Here is a 23,708-nt window from a genome sequence, read left to right on the forward strand (position 1 = left end):
AATTTTGAACTACAATAAAGGAATAATAAACTTAGCTGGCTACAAAAAAGAGCGAAACTTTTTCACCAGTAATAACATTCTATCTTAAAGAAGTAAGCATGGGGAAGAAGTTCATTAGAAGATGAAAACACTTTCAAACGTTCTCTGAACATGTGCTACTTCGAGAAGAGTGATTATTATATTAACCTAAGCAGAGGAAGGCTAAAAACCAAAAAAACCAAAACACGGAGGTAAAGAATCATGAGAATCAATCACAACGTATCAGCATTAAACACACACCGTCTACTAGGTGTAAACACTGGCGCATCTGGTAAAAACTTGGAGAAATTGTCTTCTGGTCTTCGCATCAACCGTGCAGGTGATGACGCAGCTGGTCTAGCAATCTCCGAAAAAATGCGTGGACAAATCCGCGGTCTAGAAATGGCTTCTAAAAATGCTCAAGATGGTATCTCTTTGATCCAAACAGCTGAGGGTGCTTTGACTGAAACACACAGCATTCTACAACGTATGCGTGAACTAGCAGTTCAGGCATCTTCTGACACAAACGAAGGCGTTGACCGTCAAAAGCTACAAGCAGAGGTTGATGAATTGTCCAAAGAAATCAAACGTATTTCTACAGACACAGAGTTCAACAACCAAAAAGTATTAGATGGAACTTTTGATGACAAAACGTTCCATATCGGTTCTAACCAAGGACAAAATATTAAAATAAGCATCAATGATATGAGCAACGAGAAGCTTGGGGTAAATGGTGTTGCAAAAGAAACAACTGAAGGTGATATCACGTTTACTAACAGAAGTGCAGACGACGATTTCAAAGTTGAATTCGTAGTAGGGGCAGCAGGCTCCAGTACATCTGCTACAGTAGATAAGGATGGAAAAGTAACTGTGACTTTAGCATCTGCAGATGGTGCAAAAGTAGATGCAAAACTTGACGATGTCTTAGGAGCATTAAAAGGTGCAGGAATTGAAGCAGAAATTGCTACTGGTAAAAATGGAACAGATGCTGCAGCCGTATTAGCAGAGAAGACGATTGCCAAAGCTGCTGCTACAGATGTTGATAATACTACCGGTGTTAACATCTCCACTCAAAAAGCAGCAGACAAAGCAATCACAACAATCAACAATGCTCTGAACAAAGTATCGGAAGAGCGCTCTAAACTAGGTGCAAACCAAAATCGTCTAGAGCATACCATCAACAACTTGGGAGCAACTGCTGAGAACTTGACAGCAGCAGAATCTCGTATCCGCGACGTAGATATGGCGAAAGAAATGATGGATTTCACAAAAAATAACATTCTTACTCAAGCAGCTCAAGCAATGCTTGCACAAGCTAACCAACAACCTCAAGGCGTAATTCAATTACTTCGTTAATTAACAATGATAACTCAAAGAAGAGACCTGGCTAATCGCTAGGTCTCTTCTTTTAATTAAGAAATTTATAGCTTTAAAATAGGTAAATGTAGTAAGAGATATTAATTTACAAGTAAGGATATTCTGTACAAGATTTTTTAAGTCTCAGAATGATCTCCGAGGTTTCATAATAATGCTTACATTTACTTCCTACCAACCAAATCAATATCTACAATTGACTGTACATAAAGTTTTAAAAAACTTTTTTATAAACTGTAAACTTTTATATGGAGTTTCCGATAATAATAGTAGTCACCTAAACCACGGATGCTAATGGTAGAGTTACTACTAGCAACATTTGGGCTGACTGAAGAAGTTGCCATTTTGAAACAACATTATTTCAAAATGAAGCAACACAACATAATCTTGAACAAATGGATGGTTCAAGAAGTAAAAAACACGGAGGTAAGAATCATGAGAATCAATCACAACGTATCAGCATTAAACACACACCGTCAACTAGGTGTAAACACTGGTGCATCTGGTAAAAACCTGGAGAAATTGTCTTCTGGTCTTCGCATCAACCGTGCAGGTGATGACGCAGCTGGTCTAGCAATCTCCGAAAAAATGCGTGGACAAATCCGCGGTCTAGAAATGGCTTCTAAAAATGCTCAAGATGGTATTTCTTTGATCCAAACAGCTGAGGGTGCATTGACTGAAACACACAGCATTCTACAACGTATGCGTGAACTAGCAGTTCAAGCTTCTTCTGACACTAATGAAGGCGTTGACCGTCAAAAGCTACAAGCAGAGGTTGATGAATTGTCTAAAGAAATCAAACGTATTTCTACGGACACAGAGTTCAACAACCAAAAAGTATTGGATGGATCTTTTGAAGACAAAACGTTCCATATCGGTGCTAACCAAGGACAAAATATCAAGTTGAGCATTAACAACATGAGCAACAAAGACTTAGGTGTAAATGGTAACAAAGGTGCAGACTTAGAATTGACTGGTACGGACATTATCCTTAACAGCAAAGTTGCAGAAAACGATATTTCTATTGAATATAAAGCTTTGGGTGACAAAGATGCGGCTGAAGTTAATAAAACAACGGCTACATACGATGAAGCCAGCAAGAAAATTGTTATTACATTAGCACAAGCTGCTGGTGATAAAGCAAATCCAGGAGCAATTACTGCTACTAAACAAGATGTATTGAACGCTTTGAAAGAAACTGGAGTAGTATTTGCATCAGCTAAAAAGGATGGAACAGGTAAAGATTCAGACCTTTCTGCAAAGCTTACTGCTTTGCCAACAGCTCCTGCTGCTGATGCTTTGAAAAAAGGTACTGCTGATGATACTACCGGTGTTAACATTTCCACTCAAAAAGCAGCAGACAAAGCGATCACAACTATCAACAACGCTCTAAACAAAGTATCCGAAGAGCGCTCTAAACTAGGTGCAAACCAAAACCGTCTAGAGCACACCATCAACAACTTGGGAGCAACTGCTGAGAACCTGACAGCAGCAGAATCTCGTATCCGCGACGTTGATATGGCGAAAGAAATGATGGATTTCACAAAAAATAACATTCTTACTCAAGCAGCTCAAGCAATGCTTGCACAAGCTAACCAACAACCTCAAGGCGTACTTCAATTACTTCGTTAATTGAGTAGCTATTAGTTCAATGAGAAGAAACCTAGATATTATAGGTTTCTTCTCCCTAAATTAATTTTTTTTATAGTTACATTCCCTTTGATAATAACATTCGACTGAAAGTAGTCATTTAGGATGATTATCTAAAATTACTATGCCAGGAAGAGTGATTATTATATATAAGTCTGAGCATAGGATGGCTCAAGACTACAAAACCAAAACACGGAGGTAATATATCATGAGAATCAATCACAACGTATCAGCATTAAACACACACCGTCAACTAGGTGTAAACAGTGGCGCATCTGGTAAAAACCTAGAAAAATTGTCTTCTGGTCTTCGCATCAACCGTGCAGGTGATGACGCAGCTGGTCTAGCAATCTCCGAAAAAATGCGTGGACAAATCCGCGGTCTAGAAATGGCTTCTAAGAATGCTCAAGATGGTATCTCTTTGATCCAAACAGCAGAGGGTGCATTGACTGAAACACACAGCATCCTACAACGTATGCGTGAACTAGCAGTTCAAGCATCTTCTGACACAAACGAAGGCGTTGACCGTCAAAAGCTACAAGCAGAGGTTGATGAATTGTCCAAAGAAATCAAACGTATTTCTACAGACACAGAGTTCAACAACCAAAAAGTATTGGATGGATCTTTTGAAGATAAAACTTTCCATATCGGTGCTAACCAAGGACAAAACATTAAATTGAGCATCAACAACATGAGCAACAAAGACCTTGGTGTAAACGGACTTAAAAATGAAACAACACATGCTGAACTTGGTGTTAAGGTTACGAATCGTGATGGCGAAACAGACATTGTGATTGATGTTACTGCTAAAGCAGCCGTTGCGGTTGCAGAAACCACTGCTTCCATTGATAAAGATGGAAATGTCAAATTAACTTTAGCACAAGATGCAGCCGGTGCAGTTACAGCTACGAAAGCCGATGTATTAGAGGCATTAAAGAAAGTTGGATTAGAAGTTGAGGATGATGATACTGCTGCTGGTACAATTCCAGCTGCTGCTTTTGGAAAAACGTATACATCAGCAAAAGCAGATCCAACTAAACCAGCTCAGGTTGATGACACAAAAGGTGTTAACATCTCCACTCAAAAAGCAGCAGACAAAGCAATCACAACTATCAACAACGCTCTTAACAAAGTATCTGAAGAGCGCTCTAAACTAGGTGCAAACCAAAACCGTCTAGAGCATACCATCAACAACTTGGGAGCAACTGCTGAGAACCTGACAGCAGCAGAATCCCGTATCCGTGACGTTGATATGGCGAAAGAAATGATGGACTTCACGAAAAACAACATCTTGACTCAAGCAGCTCAAGCAATGCTTGCACAAGCTAACCAACAACCTCAAGGCGTACTTCAATTACTTCGTTAATTGATCGTCTATATAGACAAAAGAGACCTGGCCTCGCGCTGGGTCTTTTTTTGTTTATAAGACCAAAGTCCTCCATTGAGTTATCATCAAACTTTCATTGAAAGTCGAATGTCCAATATCTTACAATTGAGAAGGTGGTGTAATTTTACATCATCCAAAAAGATACAGATTTCTCTTGTAAGAAGGGGGCACATTATGAAAGCAATACATGTATTTGTAGTATTCATTGCCGTCTCACTATTAGTAATAGGCTGTAGTACATCCAAACAAGCAAGCAAGGAAGCTACCATCCCAGTTACAGAAGCTGAAAAAGGAAAAGACACGTCGGAAGGAATGAAGCCAGAAAAGGAAAGCGCAAGCAAAACAAAAAATGAGAAGACACTTGCTTTAGAGACAACAAGTGAATCAACCTCAGACGAATCTACAGAAAATTCTACAGAGAAAACTTCGGATAAATCCACAGATAAGCCCACACAACCTCTCGATCCGAAAAAACACAAGCTACTCCTCGCTATAAAAGAACAGGCTGAGAAAGGTAAACTGAAAGGTATTACGACTTCATTAGGAACTGCTTACAAAGAGATAGAGAAAACCTACGGAAAGCCTAAAAGCATTTCAAATGATGAATGCTGGACTTATAGTTATGACCACCCCAAGACCACAGCCGATTTCTATTATGACCATGATTCTTGCGGAGAAGAATTAAATCAGGTCAAGCCAACTACCAAATTGAACCGAATAACTGTCGAATCAGCCTATTACGATGTCAAGCTTACAGAAAATGATATTAGAAAAGGCTTAGGTGAACCAACTAATGCTTATGATAATGAAGCCTATGGCGGTTATGATATGTATTATAATGTAGGAAAATATCAAATTTTCATAAAAGTAGACAATAATTCTCCAGATCGCAGCGTAAGTACTATTTCGGTTAGAACCCCCCTTGATTTTGATAAGTAAAAAAATTAGGAATAAAAGCCGGGTGTGTAGTAAAACAGCCCGGCTACTTTTTTGAAATTATGTAAACTTTTTGGGGGAAATACCCTGATACTTCAAGGAAAAATCTTTCTGTGGTAGTGAATAAAAATTGGTAATTCCACTAGATCACTCATATGAGTACGCCATTGTCACATTTTCCCACCATTTAAGATCCCTAATATGTCTACATCAAAAAATACAATTCCTCTTTATATTAATAGTAAGGAAAAGATAAAAACTTTGTTTTATTAATGTCCATAGCTTTTTTATGGGCAGATGCCGATCTCTTTTTTATCTGCCCCTACCAGATCATTTTTTGATGGGCCTAAAATCTGTGGATAACCTACCCATAAAAATTCTATTAGCCTTTTTTAATGAGTTAGGATGTTGCCCATAGGAATTTAATGGGCTACCCATAAAAATTTGTTTATTGAAAAAAACAAAAGTAAGTAGAGAATCATTACTCATTTTCATCTATACATGCCACAAAAGTTATTTTTTCATAGAAATGAGACACATTGTGGAGAGCCTCCATAATTAATTCCCGATAACGACTGGATAACCAATCCCGATGAAAGGTGTTTTTGGCGTAGATGATAAGCTCCTTTTCTCTTGTGATACAGAATGTATCGGCATACCAGGTTTTAAAAGAGTTAATCGTTAGCCGTTGCTGGATATAAGTCAGGACGCTAATCCATAGTTTTTCATCTGCTATACTCCTTTGATCCATAATAGTTGTAATCTTCTTTTTAGCATACAAGATACGTTCAGCAGGTGAGAAGTTAATGGGGAGCCTACCAAGCTTGCCTTTTTCACGTAATTTCTCGAAATCATTGGTGTAATCATAACTTTCAGCAAGCTCAATATGAGCAACCTCCATTACTTGTTCAATGTATTGATCGTGCATGGTTTGAAAGGGCTTGGGTAAATTTTCAACTAACTCTTTACTTAGAATGGGAATTGTACGTCTTACTTTATAGATAATCCCACAATCATTATTATTTTCCTCAGGATTTTGTAACCAAAATCTAAATATAAAGCCGTGTTGTTCAAGAACGTCCATATATTTATTTAATGTCGTGGTTGTAATCTGCATTTTTAAGGCGATAGTAGGTAAATCAGGAAAGCAGTAATCCTTGTCTCCATAGCAATATCTTGTAAGATGAATATAAAGAGAAGTAGCTGTTGCTCCCATCACAGCACCCCAGAAGTCCAAAAAATAATTACTTATCGTAGTAAATCCTTTGTTATCAATTGGTAGATTTACCCCTAGTTTTTCCAGGCGAAGAGTCTGAAAATCTTGATAGGTGTAATAGACCCGTTGTAAAACTTCTTGATCATACGTCTGCTCAACAGGCTTTCCTTTGACCATTCTTATCCGTGAGACAGGTTTTTTTATTCCTGTTTTTTCAATTCGATAATACGTTAATTGTTTCAGATTAAGATGTTTCTTTTTTTTCATAGAATGAATCCTCTCTATAGAAAAGAAGTAGCAGTCATATTGAATAGACGATGACTGAGTTTGTGTTTCATTGAATAAATTTACTTGCTAATGAAATCTTTTATATAAAGAATGTCCCTCTCTTTTAACTTGGAAAGAGAGGGTTTTGTATTTGCTGAGCATACTGTCTGTTGTGAATGTACTAATTGGAATAGGCAGTCTATTTATTTGAACACAGATTGTTGTTATCAATGCCTGCTATTCACTTATATTGATTTGGAAACCATCTTTGAGAATAGGAGATGAGCATATTGTTAGACAACCTGTTTACACAAATTACGTCCAGCTTCGGACGAGATACCTATTTCATGGGACTGGCTTTCCGATTCAAAAAAGGTATTGTGGTGATAGATATATACGAAAATAGTCAACAAGAAGAGGGATACACAATAGAATTTGTTAGTTTTATAGAACATGAACCGCCAGTATTTGTAATCGTAAAAAGCAAAAAGGAGCTTTATATCGTTATCCAAGAACTTGCTTTGTAACCTTTTTATTTATTACGTTTTGTTCCTTACTTTTATAGTAGTGGTCCTATCTTCAAGAAAGGTTGCGAAACTTTTCATTTTCGTTTTGTAAGAGGAGTGGCAACAGCCAAACGAGTATAGGAGAATGTCAGATTTGATGAACACCCGTAAGTAGATATGATAGAAAAGAAATTAGGATTAGAAGATTGTTAGTAGAATTGGGTGGATAACAAATGCAAGAATTAATGAGATGTGTACAGTGTGGTTTTCGCTATGTAACGGAAAAGGCAAAACAAAATTATCTAGCAGAAGGATTTTCAGGGCAACCCCAAACATGCTTGCATTGTTTGGGGGAGAGAACAGGAAAAGTAATGAATGTTCATGGAAATCTTGTATTTCCTCATGAAGTTGAGTCATCTAATAAACAAATGTATATTCCTAAAACGGTTATTGAGGGATGTCGACCTTGCATGAAAAGAAGAGGACTTCTTTAGGATTTCTCCGTTGTATAATAGATCGTTTGGAGTGGGAGTTTCGTTAACAACGTTATCAGTTAGATATGATAGAAAAGACAAATAGAAAAAAGCTCTGTTTCAATACGCAGGTTAGTTAAACGCTGGACTGCTTTAACTTATATTGTGATACGAACCATGAAAAAGATGATGGGGTTTAGTAGTATCAAAGTGTTTCGTATCTATACGCATATGTTACGAGTTACTCGTCAGTGAACTATGATTTTCATGATTTGGCTAAGAATTGATGAAATCAGAAATTTTCAAGAGTTACGGTTATTCAAAAAGCGTAAAGGAACACGTAATTACTACAACCATTGTTTTGAGAAGATTAGAGGAGGGTTTTATACATGAGTACAACGAAGAATAAGAAAATGTTAATTAAGGGTGCAGGTAAATTTATGGCAAAAATACCCAATTGTGATGAATTAATCACAATTGGTACGTTGAACAACATGCGCTTAGATATTCAACTTGACATGCAAGATATTGAAGGTGGAGATTCCAGCGTTGCTCTGGATACCCTTTTACGGAAAAAGACTATCGATATCACTGCCGAGGATGCAAAATTTGACTTGAACCTTGTGCGTTTGGCCCTTGGTTCCAAATTACGAGAAGGTGTAAGTGGCGCCACATATAAAATGGTGACAGAGACCGTACAGGTTCCTTCTTCCGCACCTTATCAGGGTACACTTTCTGAATCCTCCGTATCGAGTCCCGGCCATAAAGCGTATGAGAGCACCATTAACGGAACTGACCTAACATCGAATGTAACACTTGCAGGTAAAACAATCACTTTTGATGACTCTCTTGCAGGTAAAACCGTGGTGATCGTGTATCCAGTTGCATTGAGTGGAGTTTCTTATGATGAGGATGGTTTTGTTTGGGTATTAGAAGAGAAGAATACGGTAAAAGAGACAGCTGGTAAATTCGAAGTTGATCTTGTTTTTGGAGCTGCCCTGCATAAAGATCCACAAATTTCTGTTCGTACATTGAAAGGAAACAAACTTTTAAAGAAAACGACAAGTGCTGCTCCAAAAGAAAATCAGTACACAGTAAATGGCGGCACGTTATCTTTCCATTCTTCCTTAAAAGATGTAGATATTTACGTAAACTACAAACGTAACGAAGTAGTAGATGTGTTGGATATTAGTACGAAGGATATGCCACTTACTGTTCATGTTATTCATGATGGTCAATTTGAACAAAAAGACGGGTCTATCCAGGGCTATCAAACAGAATTATACTTGTGCCGCGTGAAATCAAACTTTACGGTGGATGCACAACGTCAACAGGCTTCTACACATAGTGTAACCTTGACTGTTATTGATCCTGATCGTGTAGACGGAAAGCTCGGAACTATCAAACGATACGAAGCCCAAAGTGCTAATGCTAAAAATCTTTGCTAGAAAGGGACCCCTCTAGGAGGGGTTCTTTCCATAATCATGTTCGAAATCGCTCATAAGTACTTAGAATGACAGCATAGGTAGCTATCTGGTTACCCCCGCCATTTAGCTTACCTATGTCTTACATCAAATGGGGGAAATTACAAGTGGGGGTGTCACTGTTTTGAGTGATCGAAATTTTGCGATTCCAAAAAATAATGAGATGACAACGGAACAAGCAATTCAACAAGAGGTCGCAAGTCAAGTCCAAGAGCAACAAGGAAATCCAATATCTGAGGAAGAGTCATCCAAGGTACTAAGTGAAGAAGAGGCGTCCATACGTGAAAAGGTTTTTTTTGAGGAGGACGAAAAGGTTAGGTTGCGAGATGGTAAGACGTATTCTATACCTCCCCTTGGTATTAGGGATGCCAGAAAGCTGATGAAATTGTTAAATACAATTGATTCAGGAATCATTATTGCCAATTTAATTCCAGAGTCAGAGCTAGACGATGATCGCTATGAGGAATTATTAAAGGTACTCTTAATGGCGTTTAAACCCTATTATAAACACGTGGATACGGAGTACTTGGCTGATTATGTAGACCTAGAGACTGCCAAGAGGATCATTGATGCAATGATTGGATTAAATGGATTAAAAAAGTCAATGTAACCACTGAGGAAGAAGATGAGGAGTATAAGAAACGAGCTCCTATCAATTGGGCTGATATTTTTTTCAAGCTGGCCCATTATTGTCATCTGGATAAATATCAGGTTTGGCAGCTGACATTGCCTCAGTTGGGGTTTTATTTAGAGCAATGCAATGAACATATCGAATTCACTGTGAAAGTTTCAACCATGTCCTTTGGAAGCCTGTTTGGAGGAGGTTTATCTTCTAAGGATCAATCACAAGGACAGATCGAGACTAGACCAGATGGGACTGGGACTTACATGGATGGCTATAAAGTAGCAGATGAAACAGATATGGAATGGCTTGCCAACGTTTTGGGTTAATACATACTCCTGCTCTGCTCCTGTATGGAGGGGCAGGAGTTTTATTTTATAAGGCAGGTGAGACGATGAATAATGAGATGAGAGCTACCTTTGCATCTGAGTTACGCACTTCCATCCAAAGCTCCATTCAATATGGGAAGGAGTTAGAGAAACTTGACTCACGATATGGAAAATTGGTGACTCGGATAAGTACCGCACATAATTCAATACGTTCCTTTCACAAAGAAGTAAACAGAGACAGCGGAAGAAAACTAGACCAACAGCTGAATCAAGGAGGTAACTCCATGCCCATTATCAAGGGTGTTGGACAGAGGACTGGAACAATCACTCAGAGGATGCCAGAAATACAATCACTGATGCAAAGAGTCTCAGACGAGGTTCAAGGAAAAGTAAAACGAGGCATTCAGCATCAATTGCAGGAGTTAGTAGAAAGCATTGAAACTCTAGATATTAAATCGAGCCCTAGGCTAAAAAAACACCTCATTAGTCAAATCAATTTAATCAACAAAAGGCTGATCAAAAAGATCAGGGAACAATTCGATCTCCAAGTGGAGCATCTACTGCAAGAATTTGGGACAAGCGCTGGGCGCATACAGAGCCATAATCGCGCTTTGCCACCTTTCCTCTCTTCTCCTGTAATGTTACGTTCAGCAGAGAATGGTGTAACAGGCTCAGGTATAACAGCATCAGGTAAGAAAGCTAGCGTTTCTCCAGCATCAGATGAGAAGGGGACCGCTGCTAGTGTAGTGACGGCTATCAGTGCTCAAAATGCTGCTATTACTTCTATTCGTAATAACTTAGCGGTAAGTGGAGCTAAAGACCCTTCCTCACTTCTCTACCAAGCTATCGATATTTTTAATCATATTCAACAGGAAGAGATCAAGTTATACCGCAGTCTATCTTTACTCAAAGATTATCGAGTCGATCCCACAAACTCTCAAAGCCCGGTTGATCAGGGAAAAGTATCGAGTGCTATTGAAGGTATTAAAGGCTTTGTTCGTGAACAATCTGCTTTTTATGGTCTGCCCTTTAAGCAGCTTTTTGAAGTAGCCTCCATTGGCGGTAAATCACTTAATGAACCAGCCGAAATCAAGAAGCTAGTGCAACAGGTAGCACAAATCAAGACAATAGACCCTTCTACTGATACGAAAGCAGTAGCTAGCGGTTTGTTGGCGACTAAAGATAAGCTCGGGATATCCATGCAAGAAATGGATGATAAGATCGTTCGTTCCATTGCTTCCGTAACCCAAATGGGAGCGGCAAACAGTGAACAAATTTTGCAGATAATCAATAAATCTGGTAATACTTTTAGATCGAAAACAGACGCAGATATGCTCGTAGGGCTCTCTGCTGCGTCGATTCAAACAAATACAAATCTCGGAACCTATGAAAAAATCCTGAAGCGCTTTGAAAGTGACAAAGGAAGGGATAAAGCGAAAGAGTTGGGCGTCAAAACAGAAGAGATGGATCCAACAACTGGTGGAACTAAAAAAAGAAGTGCAGAGTCAATGTATAAGGATTTTGCGGATATGCTCTCTTCCTTACGTAATAGTGCTGAACGAGATAAGCTTATCGATTCTTTTTTTGGTACAAAAGAAGGCGGAAAAGGTGGCGCCAGTCAGGAAGCCCTTTTAGCTAAAACACATGCAGAGTTTATTAGTAAGATGCAAGGCTTTGATCAGTCTAAATTTGAAGGAATGCTTCAACAGTCCTTGCAAAATCCTTCTGTTAATATGAATCGGGTTAATTCAAGTTTAGAAGTAGCCTTGGATGCATTAGTTACCGAGTTGACTCCATCTATCAATAAGGTTTCTTATATGCTCATGAATATGGCGGATGGGGTTTCAAAGAATATTCATATTTTTGCTAGTCTAGCAGATGTTCTGTCTAACGCATTGCTTGGTCTTACACTTATGAAAGGCATCAAGTGGGGATGGCAAAAATCAGGAATTCCTGAGAACTGGGAAGAGCAAAGAGAGCGTACTGCTTTTTCCAATCGTATGAAAGGAATGGCGTCAGATCCTGTATTAACGAGTATTATTGGTAATGACTTAAAGGGAAATAATAGTAAACTGCGCCAGCAAGCAACAGATTTACAAGGGAATGAAACCTTTTTAAAACGAATGCAAGAATTTAATTCCATGAGTAAAGCCCAGCACGAGCATTTTAAAAAATATGTAGCCAACTCAGGACATAGGGTAAATGATTTTCCTACTTTTTTTACAATGATGGAGGAATCAAAAAACTGGAAAGAAAAAGGGAAGGTTTCGTATCAAGAAAGATTTAATCGGAATCGGACTTATGCCAATCGATTGAAAACGAACCCTGATTCTAATAAACTTATTCAGCCTACGTTCTTGAATACCTTGCTAACAAGTACAACGGATCGTACTACCTATGTGCAAAAAATGAGTTCAAATACAGGGTTTAAAAGCGTTGCTTCACGCATGGGTGCAATGAGTCAAACTGAATTTGATGGTTTTGAGAAACATCTTCAGGAATTGCGCAGGAATGGTTCTCCAGCGATAAATAGCATTACGAGCCTAAATCAAGCGTTAGATAGTTATCAGAATTCATTAAGGCAAAGCTCAGCAGTTACGCGCAACTCGTCTGCCACATATTTAGAACTATCCCATGCGATGCGTAGTATGAATGAACAAGCTAATCAAAACAAAATGGGTGACAAGTTTAAGAACTTCCTAAGTGAAACATCCGATCTAGCTAGGGGAGCAGGGGGAGCAATCGGTGGTTTAACAGCTAACATTTTCAAGATGGGTGCTCAGCTTGTAGCCATGCTGGCTCTAGCACAAGCTGCCAAGACAGTAGCCATGAACATGACGACAACAGAGGATCAGCGTCAATTAATGAGTGCTGAAAAACAAGAGCAAGACATGGTAGGTGTGGCGAACACATTAAGAGTGGCTGGAGATAATGGGATTTGGAGTTTGCCTAACATTGGTAATACTCTTTATCTCATGTATGGAAGCTTTATGAACGGTGTTAGTCGATTCTTTGGGGGAGAAGATACACATCTAGGAGTAGGACATGCGAAAGAAATGATGGATGGGGTCCGCGAAATGTACAATAAACGGGGAGCGAACCTCAAAAATAATGAAGATCTAGCCAACTACCTAAGAGATAATGATATTTCCCAAGAGGAAGCCGTGAATGCTTGGTCTGAAGAGAGTGGAAGGAAAAAGGAAATTCAGGAAAAGAAAAAACAAGCTTTTATAAAACAATATGAACGGACACAGCTTGAAAATAAAGAAAAAGCTTTGCTTCAAGAAGATGCCAAAAAAAGCTACGATGAAAAGTACAAAAATGGACTTTTATCCAACATTACGGCAGATGAAGCGAAGACTAGGCTAAAAGAAGGCTTCTCAGAGGCTCAGAAAAAAAACGAGGAAGAGAGCTTACAGGCCGAATTGGATGGTGTGGCTACCGATAGCAAAGCCTTCATTGATATGAAGGAAGGACAGATAAAAAGATTAGAAGAGGTATTACAACGTGAATTGGGAATCTTTGATAGGTATATTGAGGAATCTAAGAAGCACTTGCAAAGCATACAGGATAAAAATTCTGACGAATACAAGGAAGAAGAAAAGCGCTATAAACAATTAGTAGATGATCGAAAAAGTACAGAGAGAGAAGGTAAAAGGCAGGTAGATATAGACAGAAAAGCTGAACAGCAGAGACAATTTCAAACGAAGTTTTCTTCTGTACAAAAAGGGCTACAGCAGGCAGAACAAGTCGCTCAAGCCAAAGAATTGATGGTTGCCATTAACATGGACAGACAGTCGAAGGCTTATATTGGTGCATTACAAAAAATTACAAATTCAAAAATTAGCGACTTGAGAGTAAGACTTGCCGAATTAAAGGCGATCGAGGCAAAGGGTGATCAAAAGGACGAGATAGCCTCTGCTATTCGTGACGTGGAAAATAGTATTTCTAGTGAGCAACTTCGCTATAAGGACCTATCATTATCAAAAATTGGAATTGAGCGTATTGATTTAGAAGAGAAAGCAGGAGATCGTGAAAATACTTATCTGGCTGAAAAGCTAAGACGGGGAGGTGCATCAGATGATTCCCCTGGAATGAGGGCGCTACGTATTGCTTCTGCTAAACAAGAAGTTCAGGACATAAATAAGCTAATTGGGCAATACAAGAAGGATATGGTTGGAAAGAGTCCGGAAGAACAGAAGAAGTATATGCAAGAAATTCGAGATTTGACGAAACAATCACTACAGGCTCAGCTAGGTATTCTTGATGAAGTGAAATCGCCTGTAGGCACCTTTAATTTGCCAGACGGTGTAACAGCCATGAGTCGTTATGAATATTTGACTCGAGGAAATACGCACCAGTCCTTTACAGTTGGTTCAGGTGATGTAACGGTAAATATCGCATTGCCTAATGTATCCAACAATACTACTGAGGCACAATTAACAGCGATTGGCAATGGAATAGGCCGTGGATTATTCTCTGGTCGAGTAGGTAGCATTCGAGATCAAATGCTGATGGGGACTGCTGCTTATCGTTCAAGTTATCCGTAATATTTCGTTATGAAAATGACGCCCTACCTTATATTGAGGTAGGGTATTTCTTTTCGTATGGAACGAGTTTCCTGAATTCTAATCCTAATCCAAGTCTAAAAGCTCTAACAAGGAGGTAGTAACGTGACCCAACAAAACAGCTTTCATTCAGAAGATTACATATATAAAAAGCGTCTCTTTTATGATAATGGCATACGTTTTACCGAGGTAAAAGCAAAGCTTATCAATGATTACAAACCACCTTCTCCTAGTCTAAAAACACATGTAAATCAGACACTGTCGTCTTCTGCTGGATTGATCAGTCATGGAACCTCTCATTATACGACGACGCTTACTTTATTGTTTTACAGTAAAAAGGAATTTGCTGACTGGTTACAGTTTAGTGGAGCTAAGCATCGTTACTATGATGAAAAAGGAACGATTTATGTCGGGATTCTTACAGGGGAACCAGACATTAACACAGCTGAAATGGAAACGAAGTATATTGTGACAATTGGACTCTCTCTTATCCGTAAACAAGAGCATGAGTACCGATATATAAATCAATTTATTGATATGGAGAAGCATTGGGCAAAAACATATGTTGACGAAATGCAACAGAGAGGATTAATCGCTAACTATGAAGATGATGGTGAAGCGGTTTCTTATTTCCGACCTGACAAAGTATGTACACGAGCAGAAGGAATCACCTTTTTGATGAGGACATACCGTCATATTGATCGGATTCTAAGGGGGTATTAATGGTGCGGCGTTGGATTGATATTGATCCACTAGATTGGTTTTATCGAGACTTATTGGAAGCTACTCGTCTTCATTTGGATGGTGAGGGCACACAAAGCTTTATCGATGGGATGTATTATGATGCTTTCGAGAAGGGCTATGAGCGCATGGTCAAGCGCTTTGTTACCGTGGATGGGCAACAGGAGTTTCTCGTACCTGATTATAAGGTACATGATGATAACCCTATTTTTGTGATCGTACATGGTATTGAGGTTGAGCCAGAGAAGGTGGAAAATGGAAAAATCACGATGTCGAATCCGATGTCAGGGGGAATTGAGGTCGTCTGCATTGCTTTTGGAAAGCCTAAATATAAACAAGTAGGCTGTGTAAATACCCCTTTTAGTACCTGCGGAGAAAATGATGTTCACATGCCATCTGCGGATCTAATGAAAAAATCCCAATATACGTTTAGCTTACGCTTAAAGCCGGAAGCTTGTACGGTACTAGGTGTGAAGCTAAAACGCAAGCTAGTAGATATTCAATCAGGCGACAATCCAGAACAGAAAATTAAAGAAGTTATTGGATTTAATCGGGATGTATTTGTTATACATGCAGGACGAGTTTATCTACCATACATGTATAATGGCTATCCAGCAAAAGTGACGTATAACTACAAGGTAGGTGGGAAATTCAAAACCACGACAGACACAGTGATTGTAGAGTCAGGATGTGTACGTTATAATGATCGATTTTTTCCAAAAGTCCAATTGAGAAGATTTGAATTTATGGTTTTTCTACAGCGAATGAGAAGAAGCTTTTACAATCGATTTACAGATAAGGAGTACAAGCCTAATCCATCTCCAACTCGTTACATCACCGATCGGGATACCTTTTCTGGAAAGTGGTACGAGACGGATGTGATTGATATTTTAGAGGAAAGATTTTTGGACGGATGCTATGCATTTCCATTATATGAGGATGAACGTTTTGAACCCGAAGAATGTATAACTCGTGCCGAAGCAATCGTTTTTCTCAATCGTTTCATTGAATGGGCAATAGAAAGGTTTAGGTAGGTGATGCAAAATGGCTTTTGTAAGTGATGTGAACTATCCTTCCTCCAGAATACTGGAATCTATTATGAGACGGGTAAGTGCGTATGGTACACAACCACGTGTAATTATTGAGCTAGATAAGATGTCATACGTGCCTGGATTTCGGCAAAAATATGATGCCGTACAGTACGTGTATGATTCAGTTGTAGGAAATATGCTGTCCATCGATGGGATTACCCAATTGACTAACGAAACAGATGGTACACCAATTAACGCCCCGACCGAACTGATTAATACAAGTATGTCAATGCCGATTTTGTCAAGCAGAACGATGAAAGGTAAGACGAATGACAATACTCATATAAATGGGATGCTGATTACAGATTGGCATGACTCCGATCCAAGGTGTTCCCGAAAAAGGCATAAAGGGATCGATTTGGACTGTGAAAAAGGAGACTATATACATGCGGTATGGGGAGGTCGTGTTGTTCAAGCTGGATGGTTAAATGGTTACGGTGCCGCTGTGTACATTGATCACGGAAACGGTTGGTCTACTCGTTATGCTCATATGAAACCGAAACATTTGTTAGTTACGAAAGGGGAAACGGTTCATGCAGGTCAACCTATTGGGATTGGCTGGAATTCGGGACTCGTGATTAAAGGAGGGGGAGGTGACGGTTCCCATCTCCACTTTGAGGTGCGACAGAATGGTCATGATCTAAATCCAGAGCCATTCCTACGAGGGGAAAAGGTGATTCAGGCACCAGCACGTATTCATTCAACAACACAAAAAAACTTGCAATCAGCAGGCTCATCTGTCGAGTATTCGATGGAAGCGACTGCGTATCATGCAAAATGTACGGGGTGTACAGGTACCACAAAAGGGGGAACAGATGTTAGTGTCTGGAAAAATGATAAAATCATCGCTGTTGATCCCTCTATCATACCTCTTAAGAGTAAAGTAGAAGTTATTGTCGATGGTGTTAGCTGGGGAGAATACCTTGCAGATGACATTGGAGGAGCGATCAAGGGTAACAAGATTGATATTTTAATGGAGAACGATCAAAAGTGCAGGACATTTGGAAGAAAACAAGTTCTGGTTCGGGTAAAGAGCTGGGGAGATGGTAGGGTACGCAATTCAGATGGACAGATTAATCACACCATTTCCACCTATCAATTTAATCGGACAACAGAAAAGATTTCTTATCATAAGGACTTTACCGTGAAAAAGACGGCATTAGATCCTACTAAGTATACAGAGGTAGTGGGTGCTGAGCAGTATATCGATTACGATTCTCACAATAAATCCTGTCATCTCTTTGGATTTAAGAAAACGAATGCAGCTGGACAGGTTAAAAAATTCACCTTTGAGCACGACTGGTTTAAAGCGGGTAGTTTAGGCTGGGCGTACATGGCTAATATGGAATTAGAAGATGTGGTTCAGGTCAAGGTAGATGGAGTCGTAGTAGTTACGATTAAGGGGATGAATGCCAAGTATGGGATAGCATATCCACCATCTATCCCCGTTCCAAAAGGAAAACACAAAATCGAGTTTTCCTTATCAAATCCTTCCAAAGCTTCTACAGGTCGTTTCGGCATTCTTTTCTTAAAAGCACGTGAGTTCGATGTGGAATCTATTAACAGGAAAACGGTTTGGGATTACGAAGATACGATGAGCTCCGCGAAGAACTGGCTTACCTATCAACAAGCAGATGTTAAAGATAATGGTGATTATCAAACCATCACGACCAAGGGTAAGGAAGCAGGTCTAGAGCGAGTGGGACGAGTGAAAAGCTTCCCATTTACAATGCAATTTAAGGTCAAGCTTGACACAAATTCCCAAGGGAGGGTATATATCTCCGATGGAAAAAAAGTATATCAGATGGATATTACCGATGAAGGGATCGGCACCAATGGTGGAACGTATAAAATAGACAACAAAAAGGATTTTGTGGAGTATGTTGTCGTTTGTCACAATGAAACAGATATGGATGTGTACGTTAAGAAGCTACTCCCTGATGATAAAGAAAAGTGGGAAAATACGGGAGTGCGTGGAACGGCTGTTCCATATGGGACAAACCGTATTTTGTTTGCTGTTACAAAAGGAGCACTTCACCTGACTGATGTGAAGTATGCATTTAATAATTATGCTATTGAACAGTTTGCTACCCACATTGAGAATATGTACAAAGAAAAATGGTATGAGGTAGGGAGTTTTCAATATGAGGATTCGTTCCTATTAGAGAATGACATCATGTCATGGGAAGTGAACTCTCATCTAGATACCTCCTCTACGACTGCTGCTATCACGCTTAATAACGCAACAGGCCAATATTCTCCTACATTTGAGAGAAATACCCTTTTTCCTGATACCTATAAAAATCTTCCGTCTCCCTATTCTTATTGGGAGGAAGGAGAAATGCGCCATTTGATTAGTGAAGGGACGCCTATCCGAATCTATGCTGGCTATGGGGAAGATGTGGTTCGTGTTTTTACAGGACTGATTAAGGGAGAAATTGAAGAGGACGCCGAGGCTAAAACCATCACCTTTCATTGTGTTGATAGATACGATGTCTTAGAAGAATTTGTATTTTATAAACCGATGTCCTATCCACCAGAAGAAGCATATGCAGGTGATGGAGGAGCATTTGCATGGTTAAAATCTAGTATTGTAGAAGATATCGCTGTTACAGCTGGATTAAGCAATTGGCGTATTTATTATGAAGATACGAAATATCCCGATTATGAAATTGAGGATACGGTCTACATTGATGTCAATAAAGGTAAGAACACCTTTATGAAATTTAACAGGGAGACAAGTGAATTAGAGGCAGTAACTCAAGAAAGCGTGAAAACAGTGGGGGGATGGCAAAATCCATTTGTTGCGTCTGTCACCTTCCAAGCAGGGACCAGAGCGGCAGATGCTATTCAGTCATTGCTACAAGATATGCCCTATAGAGCCTACTGTGATCGATATGGAACCTTTCATGTGAAACGTCTCTCCTTTCTGGATGTCCCCCAATGGCAAATGATAGATTCAGCAAAATGGGAGTTTGCCAATAATAACAACTTACTAGAAATGACCTCCTCTACGGATTATTCACGTATTCGGAATCACTTGATGATTTCGGGTTCAGCAGGTTCAGTGGAGCATTTTTTTGATAAGGGTTTATTAGTGGCCACAAAAGGAAGTATTCGAACAGCAGGTATGCATATGCCTTGGATTGAGGAAAAGGATGGGGCTACCATGCGTGGGCTTAAAGAAGAGATTGCCAATAAGATTTTCTTTGATATGAAACGCCAAGCTCGAACAAAAAACGTAGTAGTCAAAGGCAATCCATTTATTGAATTGCTAGACGGTTGTTACGTCTATGACGAAAATACCTACACAGCAGGCTACTATCTGATTAAAGGAAACAGGCTTGTTGGTAATGAAAGCGGTATGGTTAACTTTTTGGAACTGACCTGGCATTCATTACCACAGCCGAGGTAGCCAAAAATTTTAGCTTACTTATATACTTCTTTCTACATTTCAATAAAAAAGCAAGGAATGTTTACGTATCAAACGATAACTGTTCCTTGCTTTTTCTTATATTGAAATAGAAGCTGAGGTGTTAAGTATGTTCAATCGTAACTTTACAAACGCTAATGAAGTTTTCCCCATTATAGACCTGATTAGAAGAGAGATGAAAAAAGGAGGGTTATACGCCCGGGGGGACGACCTTACCATTGTTCAGAGCCGGAGAGAGCCTGAGGTTGTGAGTGTAGAAGTACTGCGAGAAATGACATCACATCCGTCACTGGTTACTACCGTTATTTATACATATGACAATGGAGCAATTGAAAAGCTTAGTCTTGAAAGAGATGAAAGCTTAATGATCACTGGTTTTTTAATCGAGGTAGAGCTTTCCTCCATCGTAAATGAGGAGTTGGAGGAAGAGACAGACATGCAAGCATTCAAAGCAATACAAGGAAGCATTATTCGAGAAAATGGTCTGTTTAAAAGTCTTCAACTTGACTATGTAAGGGCGGTGTAGGCGTGTCTAGTGGTGCTAATTTTGCTAGTTATGTTGTTGGCGGAAGGTTCGATCCACCTTTTATGCCAACGAAAACAGCCCCGTATATTGAGGGAATCATTCTTACATCCAAGGGGCTTGGAAAGACAGATCATACATTATCGATTGCTGAGGATAGTGAATTACTTTCCGTTGCAGTTGGAGTTTCCCATTATGAAGCAAAGGATTTTTGGAATTTTTATGTAAACAATCAATTGATTTGCAAGAACATTTATACAAAGGATTTACCTGAGGGGATGTATTTAACAGCTCTTATACCGTGTTCGGCGGGAAGTACATTCTATTTTGAATTTTTTAATGAAGGTGGAAAAAATAAATATATTTGGGTTAATTACCAAATGTTGAGATAGGGAGGGAAAAGATTGTATGTCTGATGCTCACCCTTGGCTTGATGTCATGCTGACTGAAAAACATTTGCTTGAAGGTTTAGCTGATCTATGTATAGCGAATGGTTGGAGAAAGGAAGCTGAATTTCACAAAGTAGTGTATGCATCTCGACTGACCAAACCAACCATTGTTCGGTTTTTTTTACCCTTGGCTCGCCCCTATGTTGATATTCCCAAGCTAGCATATCCAGATGATTTTTATATTTATTTGGATGGCAAATTAATGCCTAGTACGTATTATAGCGTAATGGAGAAGGCAAATGGAGGCTTACGAATTGAATTCGAGCCAGGTGTGCAGGGACAAGCTGCGATTTACTATAGCGAGATAGAGGGTACAGAGGAGTTTGAGTTTTACGTTGCCAAACACTATATCCTACGGAACATCTCGGGAAACTTGTTTGGAATGGCCGTGCTTGGAAAGGTAAAGGAACAGATTTATAACACAAGTGAAAGAGTACCCTTTTCTGTTTATCATCCAGCTGCAGATTGGGGTACACAGCTTATGCCGCATGACACAGGCATTTTTTCTTGGGCAATTAAAAAAGTGGAGGAAGAAGACCTGTATGAACGACATACGTTATATTTCTACCAACTGGATAAATTTATAGTAAGCGGCAATATGATCGTAGGCTGGCAAGATCCGAAAGAGTTTCAACGAGTTGCGTTAGACGTAGAGGTTCAATCGTCGATGTGGGGATTACAATCCAAGTCCCAAGCATTGCAATTCAAAGTCACAGAGCAGTTTCCGCAATTTTACCAATCTCCAATCGTTACTTCAAGAACCCGAATTCCACAGCTAGAAAGCATTGATACTATCGGAGGTTTACACGTAAAATACACCAACTGGTGGAGCGATAGCAATGTGTTTGTTAGAGGCTTTATAGATGGTAAATCGCTCATGTTTATCATTATCTCAGATACTGCACCTGTATGGAATAGTAATGCGGTACCGGCTATTCCTCTTTATATGGGAGATTTTGATATAGAGGGCGAGATAGAGGAAGTTCTGAAGAGAGATCTTGTCTTTGATCTTGACCAAGCATCTCGGAAAAAAATAACTATCGTGTCCAATAATCCAATGAAATCAAAGGGATCAAAAGTCAAAGTCTGGTTATCTGGGGATGTAAATGGGGATGAAGGTGAGCTTGTAAAGGTCTCTGTAGAAGGGGTAGAGGTAGGAGTTTTTCATACAATTGACTATCAGAGTCCAGTTGATATAAAAACGGATGCAGAGTACCTAGGAGAGTTTGATGTTTTTGGAATAGACGATAAGAGCACTATTACGATTGAGGTTCAGAGTACTGCTGGGGTAAACGCATATCCTCCTGTATCAGCCCGCATATGGCTTGATTTTACTATTTATACAGATAAGGGTGGTAAGCCAGCAGCTTTGTTCTCTGGTTCTGCTTTAAATAAAAAAGGGGCAAATGTAGACAACGCATTAAGGGCTTCTGCCACATTTGATTATGATGATTACGACGCAGACAACTGGCAAGATACCTTGTTACCCATTTTAAAGGAATATCCAGTCCATGCCAGTAACGGGATCGATTCTGTCATGGTAAAAAGAACGAAATACGGCGCACGTTATCAATCCTATTATTTTTCTTGGAATGTTCCGCCTAATAACATGCCTCCCTTGTGTGAAACCAAAAAGAAAGAAAAACATCCAAGAGCTTGGAACAACTATATGCACGAGCTATACAAATATCAATTCAGCCCTTCCAGATATAGTGAAAAAGCACATGCATCCAAAGCTATGCTGATTCATCCAGAAGATGGAGCTCATGGAACGCTACGACATGTTATTTTTGTATCTCCCTTAACTATAATGAATGGTGATGAATTAACTGTAGCCGATCAATACTGCGATATAGACGGAATGCATAAACATTTAATCTATTCCTACTATCTAGTGGAGGGGATTTCTCCCATGACGAAACGACCTGGAACTCCTTTTCGTCCAGCAGGGCTCGGGATTCTAAAGGAAGGAAACATTACGCTTCCTCCAATTCCCCCCGATCCACCGCCGCCACTGCCATTCGTGGTATCCATTTCACCATCCTTTTCGAAAATAAAGACTGGAGAATCCGTTAACTTTACATCAAGTTATAGTAGGCATTCGCCCGTTCTGCATTTTGAATGGAATGGATCGGAAGACCACCATAAGGGGAGCTATTCAGTAGACCAGGCTCAATTTACATTCAAGCAGAGCGGAACCTACACGGTAACATTAACGATTGTAAATGAACAGGGGCAAAAAGGAAAAGCGTCGGCAACGATTGAAGTTATAGAGCCGCCACCACCTCCACCTCCGCCGCCACCGCCACCACCTCCAAACACGCAAAAATGTGGCAAACTTGCAGAATCGGGCGGAGGACAGCGGACGGAAAAATATCATGAGCTCGGTTCAAATGGAGGGAATGTTGTTATTGACTACGACATGTACGGAGTGCCTGATCGCATGGATGTCTTTTATCAGGATAATCTAGTGGCTAGTACTCATGGAGAAGTAAGTAACAAAGGGAGCTTGTCGTTTCAATATAATCCATTTGGTGGAATAACCCAGATTAAGGTCGTCGTATCATCAAGCAGTTCGGGTACTCAATGGGAATACTTGGTGCATTGCCCTAGTCCATAGGAGTAGGGGATTTAAATAAAA

Annotated in this window: 17 protein-coding genes; 16 read left to right on the top strand and 1 reads right to left on the bottom strand. The window is 39.6% G+C overall.

The annotated features are described in order from the left end of the window. The first annotated feature begins 240 nt into the window (after nt 1–240). The 4 genes from ACQV1I_RS11525 to ACQV1I_RS11540 all read left to right on the top strand — a co-directional run bounded on the left by ACQV1I_RS11525 (nt 241) and on the right by ACQV1I_RS11540 (nt 5,368). Entirely contained in the window at nt 241–1,374 is a 1,134-nt protein-coding gene (locus tag ACQV1I_RS11525; RefSeq protein WP_116334370.1) for a flagellin, read from the top strand. 453 nt (nt 1,375–1,827) lie between these two features. Next, on the top strand, nt 1,828–3,024 hold the full coding sequence (locus ACQV1I_RS11530) for a flagellin (protein WP_116334369.1): 1,197 nt from the start codon (nt 1,828–1,830) through the stop codon (nt 3,022–3,024). 226 nt (nt 3,025–3,250) lie between these two features. Continuing rightward, complete coding sequence (locus ACQV1I_RS11535) at nt 3,251–4,408, top strand: flagellin (RefSeq protein ID WP_116334368.1); 1,158 nt, start codon at nt 3,251–3,253, stop codon at nt 4,406–4,408. A gap of 195 nt (nt 4,409–4,603) precedes the next feature. Beyond that, a complete protein-coding gene (locus ACQV1I_RS11540; protein WP_201747415.1) occupies nt 4,604–5,368 on the top strand; it encodes a hypothetical protein in 765 nt (254 codons plus the stop codon). A 478-nt stretch (nt 5,369–5,846) separates the two neighbouring features. On the opposite strand, the gene ACQV1I_RS11545 is transcribed toward ACQV1I_RS11540, so the two are convergent. Next, nucleotides 5,847–6,848, bottom strand: coding sequence for a DnaA N-terminal domain-containing protein (locus tag ACQV1I_RS11545; RefSeq protein ID WP_116334367.1), 1,002 nt, complete (start codon nt 6,846–6,848; stop codon nt 5,847–5,849). 281 nt (nt 6,849–7,129) lie between these two features. Here ACQV1I_RS11545 and ACQV1I_RS11550 point away from each other — a divergent pair, with 281 nt between their 5' ends. The 12 genes from ACQV1I_RS11550 to ACQV1I_RS11605 all read left to right on the top strand — a co-directional run bounded on the left by ACQV1I_RS11550 (nt 7,130) and on the right by ACQV1I_RS11605 (nt 23,687). After that, entirely contained in the window at nt 7,130–7,375 is a 246-nt protein-coding gene (locus ACQV1I_RS11550; RefSeq protein ID WP_438769227.1) for a hypothetical protein, read from the top strand. 212 nt (nt 7,376–7,587) lie between these two features. After that, entirely contained in the window at nt 7,588–7,848 is a 261-nt protein-coding gene (locus tag ACQV1I_RS11555) for a hypothetical protein (RefSeq protein ID WP_094702593.1), read from the top strand. A 368-nt stretch (nt 7,849–8,216) separates the two neighbouring features. After that, entirely contained in the window at nt 8,217–9,275 is a 1,059-nt protein-coding gene (locus ACQV1I_RS11560; RefSeq protein ID WP_094702591.1) for a hypothetical protein, read from the top strand. A gap of 160 nt (nt 9,276–9,435) precedes the next feature. Further along, nucleotides 9,436–9,921 carry a DNA polymerase III subunit gamma/tau gene (locus ACQV1I_RS11565; RefSeq protein ID WP_236645814.1) on the top strand — a complete coding sequence of 162 codons (486 nt, stop codon included), beginning with the start codon at nt 9,436–9,438 and terminating at the stop codon, nt 9,919–9,921. 185 nt (nt 9,922–10,106) lie between these two features. After that, nucleotides 10,107–10,262: a hypothetical protein gene (locus tag ACQV1I_RS11570; RefSeq protein ID WP_018671057.1), complete on the top strand. Its 156-nt coding sequence runs from the start codon at nt 10,107–10,109 to the stop codon at nt 10,260–10,262. A gap of 65 nt (nt 10,263–10,327) precedes the next feature. After that, nucleotides 10,328–14,812: a hypothetical protein gene (locus ACQV1I_RS11575; RefSeq protein ID WP_236645813.1), complete on the top strand. Its 4,485-nt coding sequence runs from the start codon at nt 10,328–10,330 to the stop codon at nt 14,810–14,812. A gap of 123 nt (nt 14,813–14,935) precedes the next feature. Continuing rightward, a complete protein-coding gene (locus ACQV1I_RS11580) occupies nt 14,936–15,553 on the top strand; it encodes an S-layer homology domain-containing protein (RefSeq protein ID WP_104033721.1) in 618 nt (205 codons plus the stop codon). Beyond that, nucleotides 15,553–16,605 (top strand): hypothetical protein, encoded by a 1,053-nt coding sequence (locus ACQV1I_RS11585; protein WP_116334363.1) that lies wholly within the window; start codon nt 15,553–15,555, stop codon nt 16,603–16,605. The genes ACQV1I_RS11580 and ACQV1I_RS11585 overlap by 1 nt, the downstream gene beginning before the upstream one ends. Before the next feature lie 10 nt (nt 16,606–16,615). After that, on the top strand, nt 16,616–20,077 hold the full coding sequence (locus tag ACQV1I_RS11590; RefSeq protein WP_116334362.1) for a peptidoglycan DD-metalloendopeptidase family protein: 3,462 nt from the start codon (nt 16,616–16,618) through the stop codon (nt 20,075–20,077). A gap of 127 nt (nt 20,078–20,204) precedes the next feature. Beyond that, nucleotides 20,205–20,621, top strand: a complete 417-nt coding sequence (locus ACQV1I_RS11595; RefSeq protein ID WP_116334361.1) for a hypothetical protein — start codon at nt 20,205–20,207, stop codon at nt 20,619–20,621. 2 nt (nt 20,622–20,623) lie between these two features. Continuing rightward, entirely contained in the window at nt 20,624–21,010 is a 387-nt protein-coding gene (locus ACQV1I_RS11600) for a Low copy number virion structural protein (protein WP_094702575.1), read from the top strand. A gap of 16 nt (nt 21,011–21,026) precedes the next feature. Continuing rightward, a complete protein-coding gene (locus ACQV1I_RS11605; protein WP_116334360.1) occupies nt 21,027–23,687 on the top strand; it encodes a PKD domain-containing protein in 2,661 nt (886 codons plus the stop codon). Nucleotides 23,688–23,708: the final 21 nt, after the last annotated feature.

This window comes from Brevibacillus sp. JB24b, from assembly GCF_051713385.1.
GTDB classification, from domain to species: Bacteria; Bacillota; Bacilli; order Brevibacillales; family Brevibacillaceae; genus Brevibacillus_B; species Brevibacillus_B laterosporus.

Excerpts from the sequence above, each read along its gene's own strand:
- ACQV1I_RS11525 (WP_116334370.1), top strand. The coding sequence starts at position 241 with ATGAGAATCAATCACAACGTATCAGCATTAAACACACACCGTCTACTA.
- ACQV1I_RS11530 (WP_116334369.1), top strand. The coding sequence starts at position 1,828 with ATGAGAATCAATCACAACGTATCAGCATTAAACACACACCGTCAACTA.
- ACQV1I_RS11535 (WP_116334368.1), top strand. The coding sequence starts at position 3,251 with ATGAGAATCAATCACAACGTATCAGCATTAAACACACACCGTCAACTA.
- ACQV1I_RS11540 (WP_201747415.1), top strand. The coding sequence starts at position 4,604 with ATGAAAGCAATACATGTATTTGTAGTATTCATTGCCGTCTCACTATTA.
- ACQV1I_RS11545 (WP_116334367.1), bottom strand. The coding sequence starts at position 6,848 with ATGAAAAAAAAGAAACATCTTAATCTGAAACAATTAACGTATTATCGA.
- ACQV1I_RS11550 (WP_438769227.1), top strand. The coding sequence starts at position 7,130 with ATGAGCATATTGTTAGACAACCTGTTTACACAAATTACGTCCAGCTTC.
- ACQV1I_RS11555 (WP_094702593.1), top strand. The coding sequence starts at position 7,588 with ATGCAAGAATTAATGAGATGTGTACAGTGTGGTTTTCGCTATGTAACG.
- ACQV1I_RS11560 (WP_094702591.1), top strand. The coding sequence starts at position 8,217 with ATGAGTACAACGAAGAATAAGAAAATGTTAATTAAGGGTGCAGGTAAA.
- ACQV1I_RS11570 (WP_018671057.1), top strand. The coding sequence starts at position 10,107 with ATGTCCTTTGGAAGCCTGTTTGGAGGAGGTTTATCTTCTAAGGATCAA.
- ACQV1I_RS11575 (WP_236645813.1), top strand. The coding sequence starts at position 10,328 with ATGAATAATGAGATGAGAGCTACCTTTGCATCTGAGTTACGCACTTCC.
- ACQV1I_RS11585 (WP_116334363.1), top strand. The coding sequence starts at position 15,553 with ATGGTGCGGCGTTGGATTGATATTGATCCACTAGATTGGTTTTATCGA.
- ACQV1I_RS11590 (WP_116334362.1), top strand. The coding sequence starts at position 16,616 with ATGGCTTTTGTAAGTGATGTGAACTATCCTTCCTCCAGAATACTGGAA.
- ACQV1I_RS11595 (WP_116334361.1), top strand. The coding sequence starts at position 20,205 with ATGTTCAATCGTAACTTTACAAACGCTAATGAAGTTTTCCCCATTATA.
- ACQV1I_RS11605 (WP_116334360.1), top strand. The coding sequence starts at position 21,027 with ATGTCTGATGCTCACCCTTGGCTTGATGTCATGCTGACTGAAAAACAT.